At 64.7% G+C, this 25,316-nt stretch carries 22 protein-coding genes and 1 pseudogene; 13 read left to right on the top strand and 10 right to left on the bottom strand.

What is annotated here, in order from left to right:
- Nucleotides 1-144 precede the first annotated feature (144 nt).
- From AB4Z43_RS21665 to AB4Z43_RS21685, 5 genes and pseudogenes are all read left to right on the top strand, one after another.
- Nucleotides 145-1,158, top strand: coding sequence for an ABC transporter substrate-binding protein (locus tag AB4Z43_RS21665; RefSeq protein WP_441938912.1), 1,014 nt, complete (start codon nt 145-147; stop codon nt 1,156-1,158).
- A 49-nt stretch (nt 1,159-1,207) separates the two neighbouring features.
- Entirely contained in the window at nt 1,208-2,677 is a 1,470-nt protein-coding gene (locus AB4Z43_RS21670) for a sugar ABC transporter ATP-binding protein (RefSeq protein WP_064981417.1), read from the top strand.
- A 1-nt stretch (nt 2,678) separates the two neighbouring features.
- Complete coding sequence (locus AB4Z43_RS21675; protein ID WP_441938913.1) at nt 2,679-3,659, top strand: ABC transporter permease; 981 nt, start codon at nt 2,679-2,681, stop codon at nt 3,657-3,659.
- A gap of 3 nt (nt 3,660-3,662) precedes the next feature.
- Complete coding sequence (locus tag AB4Z43_RS21680; protein WP_441938914.1) at nt 3,663-4,610, top strand: ABC transporter permease; 948 nt, start codon at nt 3,663-3,665, stop codon at nt 4,608-4,610.
- A 155-nt stretch (nt 4,611-4,765) separates the two neighbouring features.
- Nucleotides 4,766-6,837, top strand: a pseudogene (locus tag AB4Z43_RS21685) (3-hydroxyacyl-CoA dehydrogenase NAD-binding domain-containing protein).
- A gap of 61 nt (nt 6,838-6,898) precedes the next feature.
- Here AB4Z43_RS21685 and AB4Z43_RS21690 read toward each other — a convergent pair.
- From AB4Z43_RS21690 to AB4Z43_RS21730, 9 genes are all read right to left on the bottom strand, one after another.
- Nucleotides 6,899-8,407 carry an aldehyde dehydrogenase family protein gene (locus tag AB4Z43_RS21690; protein ID WP_441938915.1) on the bottom strand — a complete coding sequence of 503 codons (1,509 nt, stop codon included), beginning with the start codon at nt 8,405-8,407 and terminating at the stop codon, nt 6,899-6,901.
- A 20-nt stretch (nt 8,408-8,427) separates the two neighbouring features.
- Nucleotides 8,428-8,772: a cupin domain-containing protein gene (locus AB4Z43_RS21695; RefSeq protein WP_019861950.1), complete on the bottom strand. Its 345-nt coding sequence runs from the start codon at nt 8,770-8,772 to the stop codon at nt 8,428-8,430.
- Nucleotides 8,773-8,794: 22 nt separating this feature from the next.
- On the bottom strand, nt 8,795-9,136 hold the full coding sequence (locus AB4Z43_RS21700) for a cupin domain-containing protein (RefSeq protein ID WP_441938916.1): 342 nt from the start codon (nt 9,134-9,136) through the stop codon (nt 8,795-8,797).
- Nucleotides 9,137-9,206: 70 nt separating this feature from the next.
- Nucleotides 9,207-9,557 (bottom strand): cupin domain-containing protein, encoded by a 351-nt coding sequence (locus tag AB4Z43_RS21705; protein WP_019861947.1) that lies wholly within the window; start codon nt 9,555-9,557, stop codon nt 9,207-9,209.
- Nucleotides 9,558-9,675: 118 nt separating this feature from the next.
- Nucleotides 9,676-10,950: a glycosyltransferase gene (locus tag AB4Z43_RS21710; RefSeq protein WP_441938917.1), complete on the bottom strand. Its 1,275-nt coding sequence runs from the start codon at nt 10,948-10,950 to the stop codon at nt 9,676-9,678.
- 10 nt (nt 10,951-10,960) lie between these two features.
- Nucleotides 10,961-12,034, bottom strand: a complete 1,074-nt coding sequence (locus AB4Z43_RS21715) for an ABC transporter ATP-binding protein (RefSeq protein ID WP_441938918.1) — start codon at nt 12,032-12,034, stop codon at nt 10,961-10,963.
- On the bottom strand, nt 12,031-12,825 hold the full coding sequence (locus AB4Z43_RS21720; RefSeq protein ID WP_441938919.1) for an ABC transporter permease: 795 nt from the start codon (nt 12,823-12,825) through the stop codon (nt 12,031-12,033). Before AB4Z43_RS21720 ends, AB4Z43_RS21715 begins: the two co-directional genes overlap by 4 nt.
- Nucleotides 12,818-13,660: an ABC transporter permease gene (locus AB4Z43_RS21725; RefSeq protein WP_038650442.1), complete on the bottom strand. Its 843-nt coding sequence runs from the start codon at nt 13,658-13,660 to the stop codon at nt 12,818-12,820. Before AB4Z43_RS21725 ends, AB4Z43_RS21720 begins: the two co-directional genes overlap by 8 nt.
- Nucleotides 13,661-13,752: 92 nt before the next feature.
- A complete protein-coding gene (locus tag AB4Z43_RS21730; protein ID WP_038650440.1) occupies nt 13,753-14,817 on the bottom strand; it encodes a polyamine ABC transporter substrate-binding protein in 1,065 nt (354 codons plus the stop codon).
- 236 nt (nt 14,818-15,053) lie between these two features.
- Here AB4Z43_RS21730 and AB4Z43_RS21735 point away from each other — a divergent pair, with 236 nt between their 5' ends.
- From AB4Z43_RS21735 to AB4Z43_RS21750, 4 genes are read left to right on the top strand one after another with little or no spacing between them, the layout of a single operon-like run.
- Nucleotides 15,054-15,992 carry a GntR family transcriptional regulator gene (locus AB4Z43_RS21735; RefSeq protein ID WP_038650437.1) on the top strand — a complete coding sequence of 313 codons (939 nt, stop codon included), beginning with the start codon at nt 15,054-15,056 and terminating at the stop codon, nt 15,990-15,992.
- Nucleotides 15,993-16,002: 10 nt separating this feature from the next.
- On the top strand, nt 16,003-17,286 hold the full coding sequence (locus tag AB4Z43_RS21740; RefSeq protein WP_038650434.1) for a glycosyltransferase: 1,284 nt from the start codon (nt 16,003-16,005) through the stop codon (nt 17,284-17,286).
- Nucleotides 17,287-17,291: 5 nt separating this feature from the next.
- Complete coding sequence (locus AB4Z43_RS21745) at nt 17,292-18,674, top strand: glutamine synthetase family protein (RefSeq protein ID WP_038650432.1); 1,383 nt, start codon at nt 17,292-17,294, stop codon at nt 18,672-18,674.
- Nucleotides 18,675-18,676: 2 nt separating this feature from the next.
- Complete coding sequence (locus tag AB4Z43_RS21750) at nt 18,677-19,975, top strand: NAD(P)/FAD-dependent oxidoreductase (RefSeq protein WP_441938920.1); 1,299 nt, start codon at nt 18,677-18,679, stop codon at nt 19,973-19,975.
- A 236-nt stretch (nt 19,976-20,211) separates the two neighbouring features.
- Here the strand turns inward: AB4Z43_RS21750 and AB4Z43_RS21755 are convergent, their stop codons facing one another.
- Nucleotides 20,212-20,982, bottom strand: coding sequence for an IclR family transcriptional regulator (locus AB4Z43_RS21755; RefSeq protein ID WP_038650427.1), 771 nt, complete (start codon nt 20,980-20,982; stop codon nt 20,212-20,214).
- Nucleotides 20,983-21,100: 118 nt separating this feature from the next.
- Between AB4Z43_RS21755 and AB4Z43_RS21760 the strand changes: the two genes are divergently transcribed.
- The 4 genes from AB4Z43_RS21760 to AB4Z43_RS21775 all read left to right on the top strand — a co-directional run bounded on the left by AB4Z43_RS21760 (nt 21,101) and on the right by AB4Z43_RS21775 (nt 25,142).
- Nucleotides 21,101-21,958: a CoA transferase subunit A gene (locus tag AB4Z43_RS21760; RefSeq protein ID WP_441938921.1), complete on the top strand. Its 858-nt coding sequence runs from the start codon at nt 21,101-21,103 to the stop codon at nt 21,956-21,958.
- Nucleotides 21,955-22,749 (top strand): CoA-transferase subunit beta, encoded by a 795-nt coding sequence (locus AB4Z43_RS21765; protein ID WP_019861934.1) that lies wholly within the window; start codon nt 21,955-21,957, stop codon nt 22,747-22,749. The genes AB4Z43_RS21760 and AB4Z43_RS21765 overlap by 4 nt, the downstream gene beginning before the upstream one ends.
- Nucleotide 22,750: 1 nt before the next feature.
- Entirely contained in the window at nt 22,751-23,956 is a 1,206-nt protein-coding gene (pcaF, locus tag AB4Z43_RS21770) for a 3-oxoadipyl-CoA thiolase (protein ID WP_019861933.1), read from the top strand.
- 154 nt (nt 23,957-24,110) lie between these two features.
- Nucleotides 24,111-25,142 carry a BMP family protein gene (locus tag AB4Z43_RS21775; protein ID WP_069090461.1) on the top strand — a complete coding sequence of 344 codons (1,032 nt, stop codon included), beginning with the start codon at nt 24,111-24,113 and terminating at the stop codon, nt 25,140-25,142.
- The last annotated feature ends 174 nt before the right edge of the window (nt 25,143-25,316 follow it).

Genomic DNA, 25,316 nt, shown 5'->3' on the forward strand with positions numbered 1-25,316 from the left:
AAGTTGATCGGCGGGCTTTGCGGATTGCAGTTGACAGGCTGCCGCGCCATCTGCATTTGTCTGACAATCGATAAAAAACAGGAACACAGGCTCGATTTTCCATCTAGAATCTACACGACCAGCAACTCTTGGGAGGAGTATGACATGAAGAAACTGTTAGCCTTGAGCGCTCTTGCCGCGATGCTCGCATCGGGGACGGCGCTTGCCGATACCAGCGGCAAAAAGATCGCATTCTCCAACAATTACGCCGGCAATTCGTGGCGGCAGGCGATGCTCGACAGCTACGGCATCGTCACCAAGAAGGCGGTCGCCGACAAGATCGTCGGCGCGGCCGACGTCTTCACCACCGCCGACAAGGAAGTGCCGACGCAGGCGGCCCAGGTGCAGAACCTGATCCTGCAGGGCTATGACGCCATCGTCATCAACGCCGCCTCGCCGGACGCGCTCAACGGCGCCATCAAGCAGGCCTGCGATGCCGGTATCACCGTCGTCTCCTTTGACGGCACCGTCACGGAGCCCTGCGCCTATCGCGTCGTCGTCGACTTCAAGGACATGGGCAAGCAGGAAGTCGAGCAGATGGCCAAGTTCCAGCCCAAGGGCGGGAACCTGTTGGAAATCCGTGGCCTGGCTGGCACCTCGATCGACGATGCCATCCATGCCGGCATCCTCGAAGGCGTTGCCGCCCATCCCGAGTTCAAGATTGTCGGTTCGGTGACCGGCGACTGGGACCAGACCACGGCGCAGAAAGCCGTCGCGACCATCCTGCCGTCGCTGCCTGACGTCGTCGGCATCGTCGACCAGGGTGGTGACGGCTATGGCGCCGCACAGGCTTTCGCCGCCGCCGGCAAGCCGCGCCCGACCATCATCATGGGCAACCGGCAGGACGAGCTGAAGTGGTGGAAGGAACAGAAGGACAAGGACGGCTACAAGACCTGGTCGGCTTCGATCGCGCCTGGCGTGTCGTCGCTCGCCTTCTGGGTGGCGCAGCAGGTGCTCGATGGCCGCAAGGATATTCCGCACGACCTGCTGGTGCCGTATCTGGCCTTCACCCAGGACGACTTCGAGGCAGCCCTGCCGAAGATCAAGGAAGGCGGCGTCGCCACCCACGAATACACGCAGGAAGACGCCCTCGCGGCGATCAAGGCCAACATCAAGTGAATGTCGCGCTTGCGTTGCCCTTCGTACCATCGCGCGGATAGTGTTGAGCATGCCTGAAGGGAACGCTGACATCATCAGACTGAACGGCGCCGAAAAACATTTCGGCGCCGTTCGTGCGCTGGGCGGCGTGGACTTCCATGTCCGGCCCGGCGAATGCGTCGGCCTGGTCGGCCACAATGGCGCCGGCAAATCGACGCTGATGCACATGGTGGCGGGCACGCTCACACCCGACAGCGGCAAGATCGGCGTGCATGGCGGCGTCGAGGACAACTACTCGGTGTCGCGGGCGCAAAAGCTCGGCATACGTTGCGTGTTCCAGGAACTGTCGCTGTGCCCCAATCTCAGCGTCGCCGAAAACACGCGCATCAACCATGCCTCGCTCTCGGGCCTCGGCTGGCGGCGCAAGGCGGCCGCGCTGATCACCGCCAAGCTTGACGAGATCTTTCCGGATCATGGCATTTCGGCCTGGGACATCGTCGGCGACCTGTCGATCGGCCGGCGCCAGATGGTCGAGGTGGCGCGCGCCTTCACGGTGACGCAGGACCGGCTCGACCTCGTCATCCTCGACGAGCCGACATCGTCGCTGGATGCGCACACGGCTGGCCAATTGCTGGCCTTCGTGCGCCGTTTCATCGCCAGCGACAAAAGCTGCATCCTGATCTCGCATGTGCTGGGCGAGGTGCTCAGGAATGCCGACCGCATCGTGGTGATGCGCGACGGCAAGGTGGTGGTCGCCGATGCGGCGAATGCCTTCGACCGCGACCGGCTGGTGACGGCGATGGGCGGGGCCGAGGCGCGCCAGAAGATCGCCGCTGAAATTGCCGCCGCGAGGCCAGCTGCCGGTCCGTTGCGGGTGCGGGCGCGTCCCGCCGCGCAGAAGGACGGCGCCGACCTTGTCGCCCGCGCCGGCGAGATCATCGGCCTTGCCGGGCTGGCGGGACACGGCCAAACCGACCTGTTGCTGGCGATTTTCGCTGCTGCTTCCCGCGCCAGAACCGGCATCGAAGTGACCGAGCCGGTAGCGCTGGTCGCTGGCGACCGCCAGTCGGATGGGATTTTCCCGCAATGGTCGATTGCCGAGAACATCGGCATCCGCTCGCTGGCGCGGTTGCGCAACGGGCTGCTGATTTCGCCGCGGCGCGAGGCCGAGTTGGCCCAGTTCTGGCAGAAGAAGATCGGCATCCGCACGCCCGACATGAACAACAACATCTTCTCGCTGTCGGGCGGCAACCAGCAGAAGGCGCTGTTTGCCCGCGCGCTCGGCTCGGATGCCCAGATCGTGCTGATGGACGATCCGATGCGCGGCGTCGATATCGGCACCAAGCTGGAAGTCTACGACCTGGTGCGCGAGGAGGCTGGCCGCGGCCGCACCTTTCTCTGGTACACCACGGAAACCGAGGAACTCGACAATTGCGACCATGTCTATGTCTTCAAGAACGGCCGCATCGTCGCCAATCTGGGTCGCGACGAATTGACCGAAGAGAAGATTATCCAGTCCTCCTTCGGCGATGCGGCCTGAGATGACTGCCGCCAGCCTCGACGCCACCGCCAGGAGTTCCGCCGAGCGTGGCGCGCTGGCCCGTGCCCGCCTGCTGCGCGGGCTGCTGCCGGCGCTGTCGCTGGCATTGGTGCTCGCCGCCATCGCCTGGCTCAACCCGCGCGCCATTAGCTATTTCGGCTTCAGCCTGATGCTGAACCTGGCGATCCCGATCGCGCTGGCGACGATCGCGCAGATGTTCGTCATTTCAGGCAATGAGCTCGACCTGTCGATCGGCACCTTCGTCGGTTTCGTCGGCTGCGTCACCGCGACCTGGCTGAAGGACGCGCCGCTTATCGGCGTTGCCATCCTGCTTGGCTCGATCGGCGTCTATGCGCTGCTCGGCGCGCTGATCCATCTGCGCAATCTGCCGTCGATCGTGGTGACGCTCGGCATGAGTTTCGTCTGGCAGGGGCTGGCCATCCTCGTCCTGCCCAAGCCCGGCGGCAAGGCGCCGGACTGGCTGCTGGCAATCATGTCGTTCAAGCCGCCTCTTATCCCCTTCCCGATCACCGCGGCGCTGCTGATCGGCCTCGTCGTCCATTTCGGCCTGATGCGCACCTCCTATGGTGTGATCCTGCGCGGCTCCGGCGGCAATCCGGCCGCGCTCAAGCGCGCAGGCTGGTCGCTGCTCAGAACCAAGATCGTGCTGTTTGCGCTGGCCGGCCTGTTCGGCGTGCTGTCCGGCATGGCGCTGATCGGCATCACCACCTCGGCCGACGCCAATATCGGCAATGGCTACACGCTGCTTTCGATCGCCGGCGTCATCCTCGGCGGTGGCRAATTCGTCGGCGGCCGGGTGTCGCCGATCGGCGCGGTGATCGGCGCGCTGACGCTGGCGCTGGCCGCTTCGCCGCTGCTCACCTTCATGCACATTCCGCCGGACTGGCAGGTGGCCGCCAACGGCGCCATCCTGATCATCGTGCTAGCGGCGCGGGTGCTGATCAGCCGCAGGGAGAGGTGAGCGATGTCATTGGTTAGATCGCTGGCCGGCAAACCCTGGGTATGGTCGTTCCTCGGCGCGCTGGTCGTGTGGCTGGCGACGATCGCCTTCACCGGCGGATATGGCGCCGGCGGGATGGTGACGGCGGCGCTGTCGCTCGCGGTGTTCACCGTCATCGTCGGCGTCGGCCAGATGTTCGTCATCACGCTCGGCCCCGGCAATGTCGACCTGTCGCTGCCGGCCAATATCGGCTTGGCCAGCGCGGTCGCCATGAAGGTAATGGCCGGCAGCGATTCCATGATTGTGGTTGGGCTGCTGGCGGCGCTCGCCTGCGGCGCGGCGATCGGCGCGGTCAACTATCTGCTGATCTGGGCGCTGCGCATTCCGCCGATCATCGCCACCTTGTCGGCGAGCTTCATCATCCAGTCTATCGACATCAGCTACGGGCGCGGGCTGCAGATCAAGCCACCGCCCGGCTTTGCCGATTTCACCAACTGGCAGGTGCTGGGTATTCCCGTGCTGGCGGTGCTGACCGTGCTGTTCACCATCGGCGCGGCCATCGCCTTGCAGCGCATGATCTATGGCCGCTCGGTGCTGGCGATCGGCCAGAACATCCGCGCCGCCTGGCTCGCCGGCGTCAATGTAGGCCGCATCCGCTTCCTCACCTACACGCTGTCGGGCGCGCTCGGCGGCATCGACGGCGCCCTGCTCGCCGGCTATTTCAGGGGCGCCAATGTCGATATCGGCAATGAATATCTGCTCGCCTCGATCGCCGTCGTCGTCATCGGCGGCACGTCGGTCGCCGGCGGCAAGGCCAATGTGCCCGGCGTGTGGGGAGCGGCGCTGTTTCTGGTGCTGCTCTTGACCATGCTCAACACGTTCGGCGTCAGCGCCGGCGTGCGGCTGCTGCTGACCGGGCTGATCATCGTCGGGGTGATCACGGCGGCGGGTGGGGAGAAGGCGGTGCGGTGATCGCCGTTCCGAAGCGTCTGGCGACCATCGACCGCAATCTCCCGGGGCAGCCCGTCGTGCCGCCAAATGTTGGGCCAGCCCAACAGCGGGTTCCCATTCGCGGCGCGGCCTAGTAAACCCTTCCGCGATCTCAGTCGGTCCCGGGAGGGCTCTGCTTGTCCAATTCTGTCAGCGTCGTGAACGACAATGGCGTCGCCATCGTCACCATCGACAACCCGCCGGTCAACGCGCTGAGTTTCCATGTCCGCGAGCCGCTGATGCAGGCGCTGGTCGATTTGCGCGATGACGCTTCGGTCACGGCAATAGTCATCGCCTGCGCCGGACGGACCTTTGTCGCCGGCGCCGACATCACCGAATTCGGCAAGCCGGTGCAGCAGCCCGATCTGCGCGCCATCGTCGCGTTGCTGGAAACCATCGCCAAACCGACGGTCGCCGCCATCCACGGCACCGCGCTCGGCGGCGGGCTGGAACTGGCGCTCGGCTGTCATTTTCGCGTTGCCGATATCGACGCCAAGCTCGGCCTGCCGGAAGTGAAACTTGGCCTGCTGCCGGGCGGCGGCGGCACGGTGCGGCTGCCGCGCCTGGTCGGCGCGGTGAAGGCGCTGAAGATGATTGTCTCGGGTTCGCCGGTCGGTGCCGACGAGGCGCATGAAGCCGGTCTCGTCGATGCCGTTTTCGAGGGCGATCTGGTCACGCATGCCACGAACTTCGCAGGGGAAATCGCCCGCAAGGGTGGTCCGTTCACGCCTGTGCGCGATCGCAATGACGGGCTTGGGGAAACCGACCTCGCGGCTTTCGATGCCGAGGCGGCGGAACTCGCCAAAAAGGCGCGCGGGCTGGAAGCGCCGGTCGCCTGTGCGCAAGCGGTGCGCAACGCCGTCACACTACCCTTTGACGAAGCGCTGGCGGCGGAGCGGGCGCTATTCGTGAAACTGGTCGCCAGCGACCAGTCGCGGGCGCAGCGCCATCTGTTCTTCGCCGAACGTGAGGCGGCAAAGCTTCCCGGCAAGGACACGTCCAAGCGCAGGATCGCCCGCGTCGGTATCATCGGCGCCGGCACGATGGGCGGCGGCATCGCCATGGCCTTCGCCAATGGCGGCTTTCCGGTCACCTTGCTGGAAACCAGCGTGGAAGCGCTGCAGCGCGGGCTGGGCATGATCGAGAAGAACTACGCTGTTTCCGTTTCGCGCGGTTCCCTGGCCGAAGACGCCAAGCGTCAACGGCTCGCCCAGTTCAAGGGCTCGACCGACTATGCCGATCTCACCGAGTGTGACCTGATCATCGAGGCGGTGTTCGAGGACATGGCGGTGAAGAAGGAGGTCTTCGGCAAGCTGGATGCCATCGCCAAGCCGGGCGCCATCCTTGCCACCAACACTTCCTATCTCGACATCAATGAGATCGCCGGCTCGATCTCGCGGCCACAGGATGTGCTCGGCCTGCATTTCTTCTCGCCGGCCAATGTCATGAAGCTGCTGGAGATCGTGCGGGCAGACAAGACCGCGCCGGATGCGCTGGCGACGGTGGTCGACCTCGCGCGGCGGATCGGCAAGGTGGCGGTCGTCGTCGGCGTCTGCCACGGCTTTGTCGGCAACCGCATGCTGGCCGCGCGCGGTTCGGAATCGGAAGCGCTGCTGCTCGAGGGCGCGACACCCAGCCAGATCGACAAGGCCTTCACCGATTTCGGCTGGCCGATGGGGCCGTTCCAGATGGGCGATCTCGCCGGCCTCGACATTGGGTGGCGCAACCGCAAGGCCCGTGGCCTGACGGCCGTGATCGCCGATACGCTGTGCGAGCAGGGGCGCTTCGGGCAGAAGACCGGCCGGGGCTTCTATCTCTACGAGGCCGGCGCCCGGGCAGGCGTTCCAGATCCAGAGGTTGAGGCGCTGATCCGCGAAAAGGCCGCCGAGCGTGGCATCGCGCCGCGTGCGATCAGTGCGGAAGAGATCATCGAGCGCACGCTCTACCCCTGGTCAATGAGGGGGCGAAGATCCTCGAGGAGAAGATCGCGGCCCGTGCCTCCGACATCGATGTCGTCTGGGCCAATGGCTACGGTTTTCCCATCGGCAAGGGTGGCCCGATGTTCTGGGCCGGTCTCGAAGGGGCGGCCAGGATCGTCGAACGGCTCGACCACTGGCATCAGCGGACCGGCAAGCAGGTTTTCGAGGTGGCTCCGCTCCTCAGGCAAATGGCCGCGACCGGTTCCTGGGAGACCGACGCGACAGCCTGACCAGATGACCGCCGAAGGCGGCGGCGATCATCGAGCCGCGCGGTGTTGCCGCGACATTCCCTCAGACGTGCTTGCGTCCGCCGGTCTCGCGGAACCAGCTGTCGGGATAGGGATACCACCAGTCCTGGATCGCCGGTCTGTGGTCGATGATGACCATCTTGGAACGGCGGAAGGCATCGAGCCCCTGCCGTCCCAGTTCGCGGCCGAGACCTGAAGCTTTCCAGCCGCCGAAGGGCAGGGCGTCATTGTCGATCAGCGGATTGTTGACCCAGACCATGCCGGCCTCCAGCCGTTCGGCCGCCTCATGCGCTTCGGCGAGATCCGTGGTGAACACCGAGGCGCCGAGCCCGAACGGGCTGTCATTGGCAAGCCGGATCGCCTCATCGAAATCCTTCACGCGGCAGATGGCGGCGACCGGGCCAAAACACTCTTCGCGCACGATCGCCATGTCGGGGGTGACGCCGGTCAGGATGGTCGGTTCGTAAAACCAGCCGGTGTTGTGCGCCGGCGGGATGCGGCCGCCGGTGACGGCTTTGGCGCCATTGGCAATAGCATCGTCGACCAACCGCATGACCTTGACGCGAGCCGCTTCGCTGACCAGCGGACCGATCTCGGTCTTGTCCATGCCGTTGCCGATGCGCAGCGCGCGTGTCCTTTCGGCGAACAACTCGACGAAGCGGTCATGCACGGCATCGACGACGAAGAAGCGTTCGGCCGACGTGCAGACCTGGCCGGTGAGGTGGAAGGCGGCGGTGACGCTGCCGGCCGCGGCGACCTCCAGCGGCGCGTGTTTGCTAATGATCAGCGGATCGCTGCCGCCGGCCTCGATGACGCAAGGCTTCATGCGTTCGGCGCAGGCAACCGCCACCGCCTTGCCGGCGGCGACCGAGCCGGTGAAGGCGACGGCATGGGTGCGGTCCGAAGTGATCAGCGCCTGCGCCGTTGCCGCGCCGCCGGGCAGGCAAGAGACCAGGCCTTCCGGTAGCGAGCGGAACACCGCCATGTAGTCCAGGGTCGACAGCGTCGTCGCCTCGGCAGGCTTGATGATACAGGCATTGCCCGCGGCAAGCGATGCCGCGACGGTCCAGCACATCAGCAGGATCGGGAAGTTGTAAGGCATGATGTGGACGGAAACGCCATAGGGCTCGTAGCAGGCATACTGGAACGAGCCGGCCTGTGTCGTGCCGGCGATCTTGCCAGCGTCGTCGCGCGCCATCTCGGCATAGTAGCGGAAGATCGGCGCGCAATTGGCGATCTCGCCGATCGCTTCCGGATAGGGCTTGCCCATCTCCCGCACCATCAGCTCGGCGCAACGGGTGAAGTCGGCGGCCTCGATGGCATTGGCGACGGCATGCAGATGTTTCGCCCGGCTCTTGGCATCGAGCCTTTTCCAGGCGACTTGCGCCCTGGTCGCGGCGGTGAGCGCGGCGTCGATCTCGCCCTCGCTGGCCGTGGCGATGGCGCCGACCGTCTGCAGCGTGGCCGGGTCGATCACTGCCTTGTTTGCACCGGCCATCGGCCGGTAGTCCGGATTGACGAAGTAGGTCGGCCGGTCGGGGGAGAAGGGCATGGACATCCTCTCGAATCCGCTCAACGGATCATGTAGACCTTCTTGATCGTCTCGTGGACGGTGCAGACGCCTTTCCAGTCCTGCGGAAAGAAAGCCGCCGTGTCCGGCTCGATTTCGATCACTTCGCCCGATTCGTGCACATAGGTGCAGCGGCCTTCGAGGAAGTGGCAGAACTCGTCGCGGGTGACGTGGCAGTGCCATTTGCCCGGCGTGCAGACCCATAGGCCGCATTCGGAACGGCCTTCCTGTCCCTTGTGGAGCAGCTTGCCCGAGGTGTGGGACTGCCCCTCGATCATCGTCGGGATGACGCCCCAGTCGATGAGGTCGGTGACGGCGAGCGGCGATTGCATGATTGGCGTGGTCATATCGAATTCCTTGAAATGATGCTCACCGGCACATGAAGGCCTTGGCCAGCGTTTGCGTGATGATGGAAATGCCGGTCCAGCCGGCAGGAAAGAACACCAGCGTGCCGGCCGTGACCGGAATCTGTTCGCCATTCTCGTGGACATAGCTGCCGTGCCCCGACAGGAAATGGCAGAACTCGTCGGCGGCGAAGGTGACCTTGCGGGTGCCCGGCGTGCACGACCACAGGCCGCATTCGCTCGAGCCGTCCGGGTTCTGCGACAGGATTTTTCCGGAGGCGCGCGGCGCGCCGGCAAGGGTATTGCTGCCCGCGCCCCAATCTTCCAGTTCCACGGCCGAAGCCTGCGGCCAATGCGGTGTCGACATGTCTTGCTCCGATTCTTGCTAAGCATGATCTTGTCCGAAAACCGGTTCCCACTTTTCGGGATCATGCTTCTCAGGCCAGCATGTAGACGTTGCGCATGGTCTCGTGCACCGTGCACTCGCCCGTCCAGCCGGCGGGGAACATGACCACGGTCCCGGCCGAGACTTCTATCACTTCGCCGACATCCGAGCGGTAGGTCGCGCGGCCGGCGACGAAATGGCACAATTCGTCGCGCGGGATCGAGAGCCGCCAGCGGCCCGGCGTGCACACCCAGATGCCGGATTCCGGCTGGTTGTTGGGGCCCTTGTGCACCAGCCTGCCGGTGGAGTGCGAGGCGCCGTCCAATGCGTCGGGCTGGGCGCCCCAGTCGACGAGATCGGTGCGGGTGGAGGCTTGATAGAGGTGCGGAGCGGAGGAGGTCATGGACGTGCTCCGATGGCGGGATGCCTAATGTCGTCATGTTGCGCCCAGGCACCCCCCTCTGGCCTGCCGGCCATCTCCCCCGCGAGGGGGGAGATCAGATGCATCTCAAACATCGTGCTCACAGCAGCGCCTCCAGCAAGCCGGCAGCCTTCTCAGGCCCATTCTGTGCGTGCATCTGCGCGGATGTCTTCGCCAGCCTCGCCTTCATCCTGGGGTCGGTCAGGCAGGCCTCGATCTTCGCGACCAACTCGGCTTCGTTCCAGTCATAGCGCGGCATGCCGAAGCCGTGGCCGGTTTCCTCGACGCGGGTGGCATTGTCGTGGCCATCCCAGACATAGGGCATGATGATGGCCGGCTTGCCGAAATAGAGGCACTCGGTGAACGAGTTGTTGCCGCCATGGTGGATGACGGCATCGACCTGCGGGATGACCGAAGGCTGCGGAAACCAGCTCTCGACGATGACGTTGCCGGGCACGTCCTTATACTGGTCCTTGTAGCCGCCGACATTGACCAGCGCGCGGTAGCGCGTCTTGCCCAGCGTGGCGATGATGCGCTTCAAGAGTTCGACATCGCCGGCGCCAAGGCTGCCGAAGGAGACATAGAGCAGCGGCCCGTCATTATTCTCAGCGAAGGTCGGCACGGCGTAAGGTTTCTCCTGCCGCACGCAGCCTTCGAGATACTGGAATTGTCGGGGGTCGAGCGGATGACGGCGCTTGAATTTCGCAGCTTCGGGATAGAGCAGCAAATTGAGATATGGCGAGGACTCGAAGAATTGGCCGACCGGGTAGGCCGCCTCGTTGTTGGCGGTGAGGAAGGCATTGAAGTCGTCATGGATCGGCTTGATCACCGCGTTGAAATGGTCGCGGTAGCGCTGGTGGCCGGCATGGTCGTTCTCGCCGCAACCGGAAAGATGCGGCGGGATGTCCTCGTCCTCGATCTCGTTTTCCGAGCAGGAGACGACGCGCACCCATGGCTTGCCATATTGCTTGATCGCCGGGAACAGGATGACGTTGTCGACGCAGATGACGTCGGGCTTGATGGCGGCCAGCACGCGCGGCAGGTCCTTCTGCGCCCATTTGGCGCTGTCGACGATCGCCGTCCAGCAATCCTTCACATAATTGTCGACCTGGTCGTAGGGCGATTTGCGGAAATTCGGGATGTGGCCGTTGATGAAATCCTCCCAGAATTTCGCCATTTGCTCGGGCGGCATCGGTTCGGACAGGTTCACCGGATGCGCCTCGAAGCCGTAGCCCCTGTAAACCTCGACAAAGCCGGGGTCGGACAGGAAGACGGCCTTGTGGCCACGCGCCTCGACGGCTTGCGCGATGCCGACGGAATTGAGCGCCGGGCCGTAGGCGGCTTCCGGAAAAAAGGCGATCGTCTTCTGCGCCATCAAGCTTCTCCTATTCTGCGAAAATTCTGACATCGGCGGCATCCCAGCCGAGTTCGACCTGGTCGCCCGACGACACCGGCCGGCGGTCGGCCGCATCCGCGGTGACGCGCACCAGGAACGGTTTGGGCGACAGCGGCGTGCGAACGTGCAGCTGCAGGTCGAGGCCGTGATAGGCCAGCGCCTCGACCGTGCCGGTCGTACGGTTGGCGGTCTCGGCTGACGGGAACAATCGGATGCGCTCGGGCCGCACCGAGGCAACCGCCGATGCGCCCGGCGTGAGCGCTGCAGGGACCTTGCCGCCGATGCGCGCACCGCTTTCGGCGACCACGCCATCGACTGACGCCTTGCCCGGGATAAAATTCATCACGCCGATGAAGTCGGCGACGAAGCGGTCGGCGGGATGCTCGTAGATCGCGTGCGGCGTGTCGCATTGCAGCAGCCTGCCGTCTTTCAGCACCGCCATGCGATCGGCCATGACAAGCGATTCTTCCTGGTCATGGGTGACGATGACGAAGGTGATGCCGACCTCGTGCTGCAGGCGCTTCAATTCCAGTTGCATGGCGCCGCGCAGCTTCTTGTCGAGCGCGCCGAGCGGCTCGTCGAGCAGCAGCAGCCGGGGCCGCTTGACCAGGGCGCGGGCGAGCGCGACGCGCTGCTTCTGGCCGCCCGACAATTGCTCCGGCTTGCGGTCGGCGAAGGGGACGAGCTCGGTGGTCGCCAGGATGGCGTCGACGCGGGACCGGATCTCTTTAGCCGGCAAGCGCTCCATCTCCAGCCCATAGGAGACGTTGGCGCGCACGCTCATATGCGGGAACAGCGCGTAAGACTGGAACATCAGGTTGACCGGCCGCTTGTTGGGCGGGGTCCTGGCGATGTCCTTGCCGTCGAGCAGGATGCGGCCGTCGCTCGGCATCTCGAAACCGGCCAGCATGCGCAAGAGCGTGGTCTTGCCGCAGCCCGATGGGCCGAGCAGCGCGAAGAACTCGTTCTCGCGGATCTCGAGCGAGATGCCGTCGACGGCGGTGACCCGGCCGAAATTCTTCGACACATGGTCGATGGCCAGCAGCGTGCGCGGTTCGCTCATTGGCCGATGATTCCTCGATTGAGCCGCTGCGACAGGGTCAGCGCGGTGATGCTTACGGCCATGACGATGGTCGCCAGCGCGTTGATCTCAGGCGTGATGCCGAAGCGGATCATGGCGTAGATCTGCATCGGCAGCGTGGTCGAGGCGCGGCCGGCGCCGGCGGTGAAGAAGGCGATGATGAACTCGTCGACCGACAGCGTGAAGGCGAGCAGCGCACCGGCGATCACCGCCGGCGCGATGACCGGCAAGGTCACGCGCCGGAAAGTGGTGATGGCGGAGGCGCCGAGGTCGGCGGAGGCCTCGACGATCGACCAGTCGAAGCTCTTCAGCCGGGCGCGCACCACCGAGCAGACGAAGGCAAGGTTGAAGACGACATGGGCGAGGATGATGGTGTGCAGGCCCATGGTCAAATTGAGCATGGAAAAGAACGACAGCAGTGCAATCGCCAGCACGATGTCGGGGATGATCATCGGCGCAAAGATCAGGGCTTCCAGCCCCTTGCCATATTCCCGGCGCATCTCGACGCCGATCGCCAGCAGCGTGCCGAGCAAGGTGGCGATGGCTGTGGAGACCAGCGCCACGATCAGCGTGTTGAGCGCGGCGGACAGGATCGCGGAATTGTTGGCTAGCGAGGCATACCATTTCAGCGAGAAGCCGGACCATGCGGTCGGCAACCCGCCTTCGTTGAAGGAGAGCGCCACCAGTACGGCGATCGGGATGTAGAGGAAGGCGAAGACGAGGCTCAGCACAAGCCACAGCGTATGCCGCGTCACAGGGGAACGCTCAGCCATCGGCGTCACCTTTGGTCTGCGCTGCCCGCCCCGAGGCGCGGTCGGCGGCGAGCGCCTGGACCATCAGCACCAAAAGCATGATGGCGATCAGCGCCATGGCGAGGGCAGCGCCGAAGGGCCAGTCATTGGCGGTGAGGAACTGGTCGTAGACGAGATTGCCGATCATCTGGAAACGGCCGCCGCCGAGCAGGGCCGGGGTGACGAAATTGCCGATAGACAGCACGAAGACGAAGACCGCGCCGGCGGCGATGCCGGGCACGGTCAGCGGCAGGATGACACGGCGGAATGTGGTGGCGGCCGAAGCGCCGAGGTCGCGCGAGGCTTCGGCGAGTTCGGGGTTGAGCCGCGACAGCGGTGCGTAGCAGGCGAGGATGACGAAGGGCAGATAATTGTAGACGAGGCCGGCGATGACCGCGCCTTCGGTATAGAGCATCGATGGCGGTTCGCCGGTATAGCCCAACCAGCGCAGGAGCTGGGTGATCAGGCCTTCGCGGTTGAGCAGCACGATCCAGGCATAGGTGCGGATCAAATAGTTGGACCAGAACGGCAGCACGGCGAAGAACAGGAACACAGGCTGCCAGCGGCGCGGGGCAGCGGAGATGGCGTAGGCGGCGGCATAGCCGATCACCACCGCGATCAGCGTGGCAGTGCCGGCGATGCGCGCTGACTTCAGGAAAATGCCGGCATAGAGCGGGTCGAAGACCAGCCCGAAATTCTCCAGCGTGAAGGTGTAGTCGATGCCGCCATAGATGCCGCGCCGGAAGAAGGCGAGCGCCAGCACCAGCGCGCACGGCACCACCATCAGCACGGTCAGCCAGACCAGCGCCGGGGCCATCAGCAGGGAGGAGCGAAGTCGGGTCTGGGACAATTTAAGGTACCGCTCAGGGCCGGCAGCCAAAGCACTGCCGGCCGTGATATCCGTGCCGCTTACTGCGCGGCCTTGATCTCGCTGACGATCTTGGAATAGTCGCGCTGGGCTTCGCCGACATCCCGCAGCTGCTCGAACTTGACGAGATCGGCCACCGGCATCGCCATGTTGGGGAATTTCGCCAGGAAATCGGCGGGCAGGCTTTCCATCGCCGGCTTGTTCGGCACCTTGTAGTCGATGTTCTGCGCCGCCCAGGCGTGGTTCTTGGCGTCGAGCATGAAGTTGATGAACTTGAAGGCGTCGTCCTTGTGCTCGGAGGCCTTCATCACCACCATCGTGTCGACCCAGAGGTCCGAGCCTTCCTTCGGAATGACGTATTTGATCTCCGGCTTTTCGGCGATGCCGTAATTGCACCAGCCGTCCCAGGCCTGCACCATCAGCGCCTCGCCGGAAACCAGTTTGGAATAGAAGGTGGTGTCGTCATAGGCGAGCAGGGTCCTCTTGGCCGAGATCAAGAGGTCCTTGACCTCGGCCATCTTGGCCGGATCGGTCTCGTTGACGGAAAAACCCTTGTCGAGCTGGCCCGCGGCCAGCAGCCAGCGGTCGGTCGCCAGCATGGTGGTCTTGCCCTTCAGCGCATCTGAAGGCGCGAGCAGATCGCTCCAGCTCGTCGGCGCCGTCTTGACCAGGTCCGAGCGGTAGCAGAGGCCGGTCGTGCCCCAGGTGTAGGGCACGGAGAACGCGTTGCCGACATCGTGCGGCAGCTTGGTCGCTTCCGGATAGAGGTTGGCGAGATTGGGGATCTTGGCGTGGTCCATCGGCTCGGTCAGACCGAGCTTGTTCAGCACTTCGGCAAAGGGCGAAGAGACGAAGACCACGTCATAGCCCTTGCCGCCGGCGGCGATCAGCTTGCCCATGATCTCTTCATTGGTGGCGTGCACCACCACTTCGCCGGAGACGCCGGTGGCGGTCTTGAAGGCGGTCATGGCGTCGGGCGCCATGTAGCCGTCCCAGTTGGAGATGACGAGGTCGGCGGCCATTGCCGGCGCCGACAGCGCCAGGGCAAGGCCGAGAGCGATTGAAGAGACCTTGAGCGCACGGCGCTCCGGGCTGGTAGCGGTCATGGCAGACTCCCATTCCGGTTGATCGTCGAATTCTGTGCTGGACCGGACGCGACCCATGCCGCTGCCTTCGATCCTGTTCCCTCGGTCTTTTTTGTCGCCGATTGCCAGGACAGTACTATTGCAGAAAAAAGTACGTCAATCCATAATTTGCCAACCGACCGAGGAATCTGGCCGATTGCACTTGCTCCGGCGATCAGCCAAACCAATGCGGTCACATCCGTCCGCCGAGACAAGCCATGCAAGCCGCAGCCCGACGACCTCGAACCAACCATCTCGACCTGGCGCAGCGCATCCTCGATGTGGCGCGCCAGCGCGGCTTCGAGCCCGGCGCGCGCCTGCCCGAACAGCAGATCGCCTCTTTGTGTAATGTCTCGCGCACGCCGGTGCGAGCGGCACTCAGCCTTTTGGCTGAGCGGGGCGTCGTGCGCTGGGAAGCCGATACCGGTTATCACCTGGCGGTCGACCTCGCCGCGCAGCCGGCCATATCAGCCGAGCTTCCCAGCGCGGAGGAAGACGAGCTGGCCGAGGCGATCCTGCGCGACCGCTCGGCGCGGCGGCTGGACCAGACGGTGACCGCCGCGGCGCTGATGCGACGCTACAGCGCTGATCGAAAGACGGTACTAAAAGCGCTTAATAAACTGACGGAAGAGAATCTGCTGGACCGCGCGCCCGGCCAGTCCTGGCTTTTCCGGCGCACGCCCGACGATCCGGAGGCGCAAGGCGAAAGCTACGAGTTCCGGCTGCTGCTCGAGCCGGCGGCGATCCTGACACCGGGCTTCCGGCTGGACGGCGCGCGCGCGGCGGCGTTGCGCCAGGGCATGGACGCCTTGTCGGCGCTGCCGGATGCCGCGTTCGACACGCGCGAGTTCCAGCGTCTGGACATGGATTTCCACGGCATGATCGCCGAGGGCTGCGCCAACCGCTTCATCGCCGACGCGCTGGCCGATCATCTCCGCCTGCGCCGGCTGCCGGGCATCTATGCCGGGGTCAACGTCTTCCGGCTGCGGCAATCCTTGCTGGAACACCTGAACATACTCGACCATCTCGAAAGCCGGCAGTATGAGGTGGCTGCCGATCTGCTTCGCATCCACCTGAGGCTCTCCCGCAACCAGCGACCGCAAGCGGCCAGCCGCGGGGCGCCCGCCCTGTTCGGCATGATCAGCCGGCCGGAATGAAGAGGATTAATTGACGCGCAAAGCCAGCCCGACCATCGCGCTGTTTCCCGAAGCCAGCTTCGGCGCCGCGTTGAATTGCGTCGGCATCGCGCAGGCCTTGCGAGCGCGGGGCGCCCGGCCCGTCTTCATCTGCCATGCTGGTTTCTCCGGTGTCTTTGCCGACTATGGTTTCCAGGAATATCAACTGCCCACCGACGAGCCGCTGAGCGACAGCGAGCGCCAGAGCTACTGGCAGGCCTTCGTGCGCCGGCACCTGCCGCATTTCCGGCTGAGCCCGATCGACCAACTCGAAACCTATGTCGCACCGACCTGGCAAGCGATCGTCGACACTGCGGTCAATGCCGAGGCGCCGCTGCGGCAATTGCTGGCGCGGCTGAAGCCGGACGCGGTGGTGCTCGACAATGTCATCATGTTTCCGGCGATCGCCGCCGCCGGCTGCCCCTGGGTGCGCGTCGTCTCCTGCGCCGAGACCGAGCTGCCGGACGCCGAGGTGCCACCCTACCTTTCCGGGATGGCTGCCGATGACCCGCAACGCGCAGCGTTCGAGGCGCGCTATCTCTCGGCTTCGGCGCCGGCACATGACCGCTTCAACCGCTTTCGTGCCGATGCTGGCCTGGGACCGTTGCCGAAGGGCCTGTTCCTGGAAAGCTCGCCCGATCTCAATCTGCTGCTGACGCCAGCGATCGTGCGGCGCGAGCGGGCCGAACCGCTCGATCCGGCCCGCTTCGTCTATCTCGAAGGCTGCGTGCGCTCGGAAGGGCCGTTCGAGGTGCCGGTGTTTCCGCGCAATGGCGGGCCGCTGGTCTATGTCAGCTTCGGCAGTCTCGGCGCCATGGATGTCGGGCTGATCGAGCGCATGCTCGCAGTCTTCGACAGGCTGCCGGCGCGCTTCATCGTCAATGTCGGCGGCCTGCGCGACGCCTATCGCGCGGTGCCGGACAATGTCTATCTCGACGCCTGGTTTCCGCAGCCTTCGGTGGTGGCGAAGTCGGACCTGTTCATCCATCACGGCGGCAACAACAGCTTTTGCGAGGCGCTGCGCTTCGGCGTGCCGTCGCTGATCATGCCCTATTGCTGGGACGGACACGACAATGCACGCCGCGCCGAAGAGACCGGCACCGGCGACCATATCGGCCGTGACGGCTGGACCGAAGGAGTATTGGAGAGAGCCATTCTCGGCCTGCTGGCCGACGACGCCATGCGCGCCCGCCTGAGGGACAATGCAGCCCAGATGGCGCTGAAACCCGGAACGGACGTGGCCGCGCAAGCCATACTCTCTCTGATACGGACTTGAACGACATGCTTGATAAAAACACCAAGACCTCTCTCTCCAGCGGCAACGATCCCAAGGCCTGGCTGGCCCAGCACGGCATCACCGAGGTCGAATGCCTGGTGCCCGACATGAACGGCGTGCTGCGCGGCAAGGCGCTGCCGACGGTGAAATTCCTCAAGGCGCTGGAAGACCGCGCGCTCTATCTGCCGAGCAGCGCCTTCCTGGTCAGCATCGACGGCCGCTATTCCGGCTCGATCGACGAGGGCTTTGCCTATTCGGATCCGGATATGCGCATGGTGCCTGACGTTTCGACGCTGTGCCTGGCGCCGGGTGCCGGGGCCGGCAAAGCCTATGTCTTCGCCGACGCCTTCCACATGGACGGCCGGCCATGGATGGCCTCGCCGCGCCATGTGCTGCGCGCCGTGCTCGATCTCTACCGCCAGCGCGGCTGGCGCGCGGTGGTGGCGCCGGAGGTCGAATTCTATCTGACCGCGCCCAACCCCGATCCGGACAGGCCGCTGACCGCGCCGGTCGGCAGCAATGGCCGCGCGGAAACTGTGCAGCATCCCTACGACATGGTGGCACTGGAAGAATTCGAGCCGGTGATCCGGCGCGTCTATGATTATGCCGCGGCGGCCGGCCTGCCGCTCGATACGCTGATCCATGAATCGGGCACGGCGCAACTGGAGATCAATCTCCTGCATGGCGACGCGCTGCCGCTCGCCGACCAGGTGCTTTTGTTCAAGCGGCTGACGCGCCAGGCCGCGCAGCAATGCGGCATGCACGCCACCTTCATGGCCAAGCCGATCGCGGCCCAGGCGGGCAGCTCGATGCATCTGCACATGTCCGTCATCGACGAGAAGACGGGCACTGCACTGTTTGCCAGCGACGATGATGCCGACACCGAGATGTTCGGCCATTTCATCGGCGGCCTGCAGAAATATGTGCCGGAAATCATGCCGCTGTTCGCGCCGAACGTGAATTCGTTCCGCCGCATAAGGCCGAACCACAGCGCTCCGGCCAACATCGAATGGTCGCACGACAACCGCTCCTGCGGCCTGCGCGTACCGGCCGGTGGCCGCTCGGCGCGGCGGGTGGAGAACCGTTTGCCGGGCGCCGATTGTAATCCCTATCTGGCCATCGCCGGCTCGCTGCTCGCCGGCTATCTCGGCGTCGAGCAGAAGCTGGCGCGCTCGGCGGAAGCCACGGGCAATGCCTACAAGATCAAGAGCACGCTGCCGAAGACCATGGAGGAGGCGCTCGACCGCTTCACCGCCTGCGAGCCGGTGCGCAGACTCCTCGGCGAGGATTTCTTCCAGACCTATCTGCGCGTCAAGAGCATCGAGCTTGACCTGTTCCAGAGCGTGGTGACGAGCTGGGAACGCGATCACCTGCTGCTGAAGGTGTGATCATGGCATCTTCAACAGGTTTCAATTCCGGTCTCGATATCGGCAAATCCTACTATGTCGCCACCGCCAATCCGGCGCAGGACCATCCGGCGCTTGCCGGCGATGTCGAAGCCGATCTGGTCGTTGTCGGAGGCGGCTGCACCGGCCTGTCGGCTGCCCTTCACGCCGCCGAGCGCGGCCTGAAGGTGGTGCTGCTCGAAGGCGGCAAGATCGGCTGGGGCGCATCGGGGCGCAATGGCGGCCAGATGATCCCCGGCCTGCGCAAGGGCGCCAAGGGCCTGGTCAAGCTTTACGGGCCGGAGCGGGCGAAGGTGCTATTCGACCTTGCCTTCGAAGCACGCGGCCTGGTGCTCGATATCATCGAGCGCCACGCCATCGACTGCGATCTGAGGCTCACCGGCCATATGGTCGGCGCGGTCAACGGCTCCGATCTCAAGGATTTGGAGGAAGAGGCCAAGTGCCTCGAAAGCGTGATGAAGTTCCGCGATGTCGAGATCCTCTCGGCGGCGGACGCCCGCGCCAAGGTCGACACGCCTTATCACGGCGCGATGTATGAGCCGCTTGGCGGCCACATGCATCCGCTGAACTACACGCTTGGCCTTGCCCGCGCGGCAGTGGCCGCCGGCGTCGTCATCCACGAGAATTCGGTGGCGGTGAAACTGGAGCGCGAGCCTTCGATCCGGGTCTCGACAGCAAAGGGTTCGGTGCGCGCGAAACATGTCGTGCTGGCGGGCGACGCGCTGCTCAATGGGCTGGAGCCGCGCGTCAACAGCCGCATCATGCCGGTCGGCAATTACATCGTCGCCACCGAGCCGCTGGAGGGCAAGCGCAACGTCATCCCGGCCAATGTCGCGGTGTCCGACACGCGCTTTGTAGTCAATTACTACCGCATGTCGGCGGACGGCCGGCTGCTGTTCGGCGGCGGCGAGCGCTACACGCCATCGCCGCCGGCCGACATTGCCGGCTTCGTGCGGCCGCACATGGAAGGCACCTTCCCGCAGCTCAAGGGCTGCCGCATCGATCATGCCTGGGGCGGGCTGGTCTCTGTGACGACATCCAGGCTGCCGCATGTCGGGCACTATGGCGAGGTCTATTTCGCGCATGGCTATTCCGGCAAGGGCGTCATCCTGTCGACGCTGTCGGGCAAACTTTTGGCCGAGGCGATTACAGGCGACGCCTCGCGGCTCGATTTGTTCTCGACGCTGACTCCAATGCCGTTCCCCGGCGGCACGACGCTGCGCGGGCCGCTCTATGTGCTGGGCATGCTGTGGTACGCGATGCGGGATCGCATCAAGCATTGAAGGTTGGCGCAGTTACGCATCGAAGTTTGCGCTGCCCCTCACCTGCCTGCCGGCATCCTCTCCCCGTATAGTGACGGGGAGAGGGGCGCTACCATCGGCGATTTCGCCAATCACCAACGTTCCAACAAAAGGCGATGGCGTTGAGGCCAGCCACTTTCTCCCCGTCACTATACGGGGAGAAATGCCCGGCAGGGCAATGAGGGGCGGCGCTGGCTTTGAAAGCTTTGGCGATTTGATTAGACGACGAAGAAATCTTCGATCCGCTCCCTGGCCTCAAGCAGCGCCGGCAGGATTTCCCGCTCCATCTCGGCGACCGAAAATCGCGCCGACTGCGTCGAGACATTGATCGCCGCGACCGTGCCGCCAGCCCGGTCGCGGATCGGCACGGCGATGGAGCGCAGGCCGAGCTCCAGCTCCTCGTCGACGATGGCAAAGCCGTCGGCTTTCGCCTTGCCGATGGCCTCGGCCAGCAGCCTGATGTCGGTGATCGTCTTCGGCGTCCGTCTCTCGATGGTCGCCTGGTGCAGAAACTCGTCGAGTTCCTCAGGCGCCAGGCCGGCGAGCAGAATGCGCCCCATCGAGGTGCAATAGGCGGGCAGCCTGGTGCCGACATCGAGCGACACGCTGAGGATTCGTCGGCCGGGAATGCGGGCGACATAGACGACATCCTGGCCCGACAGGATCGCGGCCGAGCAGGCCTCGTTCAGTTGCGCGGCGACCGCGCGCATGATCGGCGCGGCGAAGCTCCACAGCGAGCCGCCGCCCAGCCATGTGCGGGCAACGGCCAGCAGGCGCGGCGACAGCGAGAACACACGGCCGTCCTGGGTGGCATAGCCCGTGGCGACAAGCGTCAGCAGGAAACGGCGGGCGCCAGCACGGGTCAGGCCGGCTTCCTCGGCCATCTCGGTCAGCGTCATGCCAGAGGGGTGGCGGGCGAGGATCTCCATGACGGCAAGGCCGCGCTCAAGCGAGCCGACATGATCACGGGAAGCGGCCTCTTCGTCCATCTCACCTCCGCCAAACGGCATCGCCGCCAGGATTGACTCCACGACCTCACTCGGCGTAGAAAGTTTCGCATACAAAACAAAAGTTCGCAATACGAACTTTTTGAACCGGGAGTCGACGATGGTCAAGTTCCTGCCGCTCAAACAGGCCGTGGCCGAGAATTTGAACGATGGCGATTCCGTCGCCTTCGAGGGCTTCACCCATCTGATCCCGACAGCCGCAGCGCATGAGGCGATCCGTCAGGGATTTCGAGATTTGACCCTGATCCGCATGACGCCGGACCTGATCTACGACCAGATGATCGGCATGGGCATGGCGAAGAAGATCATCTTCTCCTATGTCGGCAATCCCGGCGTCGGCCTGCTGCGGCGCGCCCGCGATGCCATCGAGAACGGTTTTCCCCGGGCGATCGAGGTCGAGGAGCACAGCCATGCCGGCATGGCCAACGCCTATGAGGCGGGCGCGGCCGGCCTGCCCTGCGCGGTGTTCCGCGGCTATCGCGGCGCAGGCCTTGCTGCGGTCAACCCGAACATCAAGTCAGTCACTTGTCCGTTCACCGGCGAGGTGCTGGCGGCCGTTCCCTCGATCCGGCCTGACGTCGCCTTCATCCATGCGCAGAAGGCCGACAAAAAAGGCAATGTGCTGGTCGAGGGCATCATCGGCATCCAGAAGGAGGCCGTCCTGGCGGCCAAGCGCGCCGTGGTGACAGTGGAGGAAGTGGTCGACAATTTCGACGATCTGCACCCCAACCTGACCGTGCTGCCGCGCTGGACGATCGCGGCAATATCCGTCGTGCCCGGCGGTTCGCACCCATCCTATGCGCATGGCTATTATGCGCGCGACAACGCCGCCTATCTCGAATGGGACGAGATCGCAGCCGACCGCGAGAAATTCCAGGCCTGGATGCAAGCGAACGTCATTGAAAAGAGCGCCGGTGACTTTGCCGGACGTGTCGAGCATCTGAGGAAAGCGGCATGAGCGAGCTCGGCTTTACGCCCAACGAGATGATGACGATCGCCGCCAGCCGTGCGCTGCGGAATGACGATGTCTGTTTCGTCGGCATCGGTGCGCCGTCCGCTGCCTGCAATGTGGCGCGGTTGACGCACGCGCCCGACATCACCTTGATCTACGAGAGCGGCACGATCGGCACCGCGCCTGATGTGCTGCCGCTGTCGATCGGCGACGGCGAATTGTGTGAGACCGCCGTCACCACCGTCGCGGTGCCGGAAATGTTCCGCTACTGGCTGCAGGGCGGCCGCATTTCGATCGGCTTCCTCGGTGCCGCACAGCTCGACAAGTTCGGCAACATCAACACCACCGTCATTGGCGACTATGTCCATCCCAAGACCAGGCTGCCCGGCGGCGGCGGCGCGCCGGAGATCGCGACCTCGTCGAAGGAGATCTACATCACCATGGCGCAGAGCAAGCGCGGCATGGTCGAGAAGATCGACTTCTTCACCTCCTTCGGCCATGGCGAGGGCGGCGATCACCGCAAGCGGCTTGGGATCGACACCGCCGGGCCGACGCTGCTGATCACCGATCTCGCCATCTGGAAGCCGGATCCGCTGACCAAGGAATTCACGGTCGTGTCACTGCATCCCGGCGTCACCCGCCAGCAGGTGCAGGAGAGCTGTGGCTGGATCGTAAAGTTCGCCGAGGCGCTTGACGAAACACCGGCGCCAAGCGAACTCGAACTCAATACATTGCGCGACCTGCAGGCCCGCACCAAGGCGGCGCATGAGGGAACGGGAAACAAGAAAGCTGCGTGACATGGCCGAGGCCTATATCTGCGACTACATCCGCACGCCGATCGGCCGCTTTGGCGGGTCGCTGTCCTCGGTGCGATCAGACGACCTCGGCGCCATTCCGCTGAAGGCTTTGGCCGAGCGCAATGCCGGCATCGACTGGCAGGCGGTGGACGACGTCGTCTATGGCTGCGCCAACCAGGCCGGCGAGGACAACCGCAACGTGGCGCGCATGGCGCTGCTGCTGGCCGGCCTGCCCAAGGAAATCCCGGGTTCGACCGTCAATCGCCTGTGCGGGTCCGGCATGGATGCGCTGACCATCGCCGCGCGGGCCATCAAGACCGGCGAGGCGGAACTGATGATATCAGGCGGTGTGGAATCGATGAGCCGGGCGCCCTTCGTCATGCCCAAGGCCGATACGGCGTTTTCGCGCAATGCCGAGATCTACGACACCACGATCGGCTGGCGCTTCGTCAACCCGCTGATGAAGAAGCAATATGGCGTCGATTCCATGCCGGAAACCGGTGAGAACGTCGCCGAGGATTTTGCCGTGTCTCGCGCCGACCAGGACGCCTTTGCCGTGCGCAGCCAGGACAAGGCGGTCGCGGCGCAGGGCAATGGAAGGTTGGCCAAGGAGATCACCGCGGTGACGATCCCGCAGCGCAAGGGCGATCCGGTCGTCGTGTCGAAGGACGAGCATCCCCGCGCCGGCACGACGGTCGAGGCGCTGGCCAAGCTGCCGACGCCGTTCCGCCAGGGCGGCACGGTGACCGCCGGCAATGCCTCCGGCGTCAATGACGGCGCGGCGGCGCTGATCGTTGCCTCGGAGGCTGCGATAAAGAAATTCGGCCTGACGCCGATCGCCCGCATTCTCGGTGGGGCTGCCGCCGGCGTTGCGCCGCGCATCATGGGCATTGGCCCGGCGCCGGCGACGCAGAAGCTGTGCGCGCGACTTGGCCTGACGCCAAAGCAATTCGATGTCATCGAGCTCAACGAGGCCTTTGCCTCGCAAGGCATCGCCGTGCTGCGCCAGCTCGGAATCGCCGAGGATGCCGAGCATGTCAATCCGAATGGCGGTGCCATCGCGCTCGGCCATCCCTTGGGCATGTCGGGCGCGCGCATCTCCGGCACGGCGGCGCTGGAACTGCGCGAACGCGGCGGCCGCTATGCTCTCGCGACGATGTGCATCGGCGTCGGCCAGGGCATCGCCATCGCGCTCGAACGGGCCTGACCGCCGCCTTCCCTTTGGCCAGCGAGAATCAGGGTTGGATTCGGCGTGTCGCCAAATTTGACCATGTGGACAAAAGTCCGGACCCGTTCCATAGTTCCCCGTCTGATTTTTAGAACGGCCGGCTCGACACGGCTGTCAAACAGAGGGGACTGCAATGGAAAACCGGAAGAACAAATTTTCGTCGACACGCGAAGGTCTCTCGCGACGCAATGTGCTGGAGCTCGGCGCGCTTGGCCTGGCAGCGGCCATGCTGCCGGGTGCGGCCTTCGCCAAGGAGAAGAAACTGAAGGTCGCGGCGATCTTCGCGACGCCGATCGAGGAGCCCTGGGACAACCAGATCCATGTCGCCTTGCAGAAGGCGGAGAAGGAACTCGGCATCGAATACAAATGGTCGGAAAAGGTGCAGACAGCCGACTTCAGCCGAGTCATGCGCGAATATGCGCAAGGCGGCTACCAGCTGGTGCTGGGCGACGCCTTCGCCGCCGAACGTGAATCGCGCCGCACCGCAAAACAGTTCCCGAAGACCGCCTGGCTGTTCGGCTCTGGTGCCGGCCCGGCCGAACCCAATTTCGGCGTCTTCGACAACTGGATCCACGAGCCCGCCTATCTCTCGGGCATGATCGCCGGCAAGATGTCGAAGTCGGGCACGGTCGGCGCCGTCGCGGCGATGGGCATTCCGGAAGTGAACCGGCTGGTCAACGCCTTCTTCGCCGGCGCCAAGGAGGTCAACCCGAACGTCAAGAAGAAGGTCGCCTTCATCGGTTCCTTCTTCGATCCGCCCAAGGCCAAGGAAGCCGCGGTCGCGCAGATCGATGCCGGCGTCGACGTCATCTATGCCGAGCGCTTCGGCGTCATCGAGGCGGCGGTCGAGAAGAAGATCCTCGCCATCTCCAACATGTCGGACCAGTCGAGCCTCGGCCCCGACACGGTCATCACCGGCCCGGTGTGGGACATGTATCCGACGGTCGAACAGGCGATCAAACTGGTCAAGGCCGGCGTCTACACCGCGCAGGACTATGGCGACTTCTCGCGCATGGCCAAGGGCGGTTCCTATCTCGCCCCCTACCACAAGTTCGACAAGACGCTGCCGGCCGAGGTCAAGGATCTGGTCGAGAAGAAGAAGGCCGAGATTCTTGAGGGCAATTTCCGCGTCGACGTGGATGAAAATACGCCGGTTTCGGATTGAGGCTTGCTCACCCTCCCCTTGTGGGGAGGGTCGATCCGCGAAGCGGAGCGGGGTGGGGGTCTTCAGCGCCGCACCCCCACCCCGGCTCACGATCTCGGCTTCGCTGCGATCGTAAGCCGACCCTCCCCACAAGGGGGAGGGTGAGGAGCCGCGCCATCTCATCGGAGCATTCTG

Origin of the sequence: Mesorhizobium sp. 2RAF45 (assembly GCF_052115225.1) — a bacterium.
Lineage (GTDB): Bacteria > Pseudomonadota > Alphaproteobacteria > Rhizobiales > Rhizobiaceae > Mesorhizobium > Mesorhizobium jarvisii.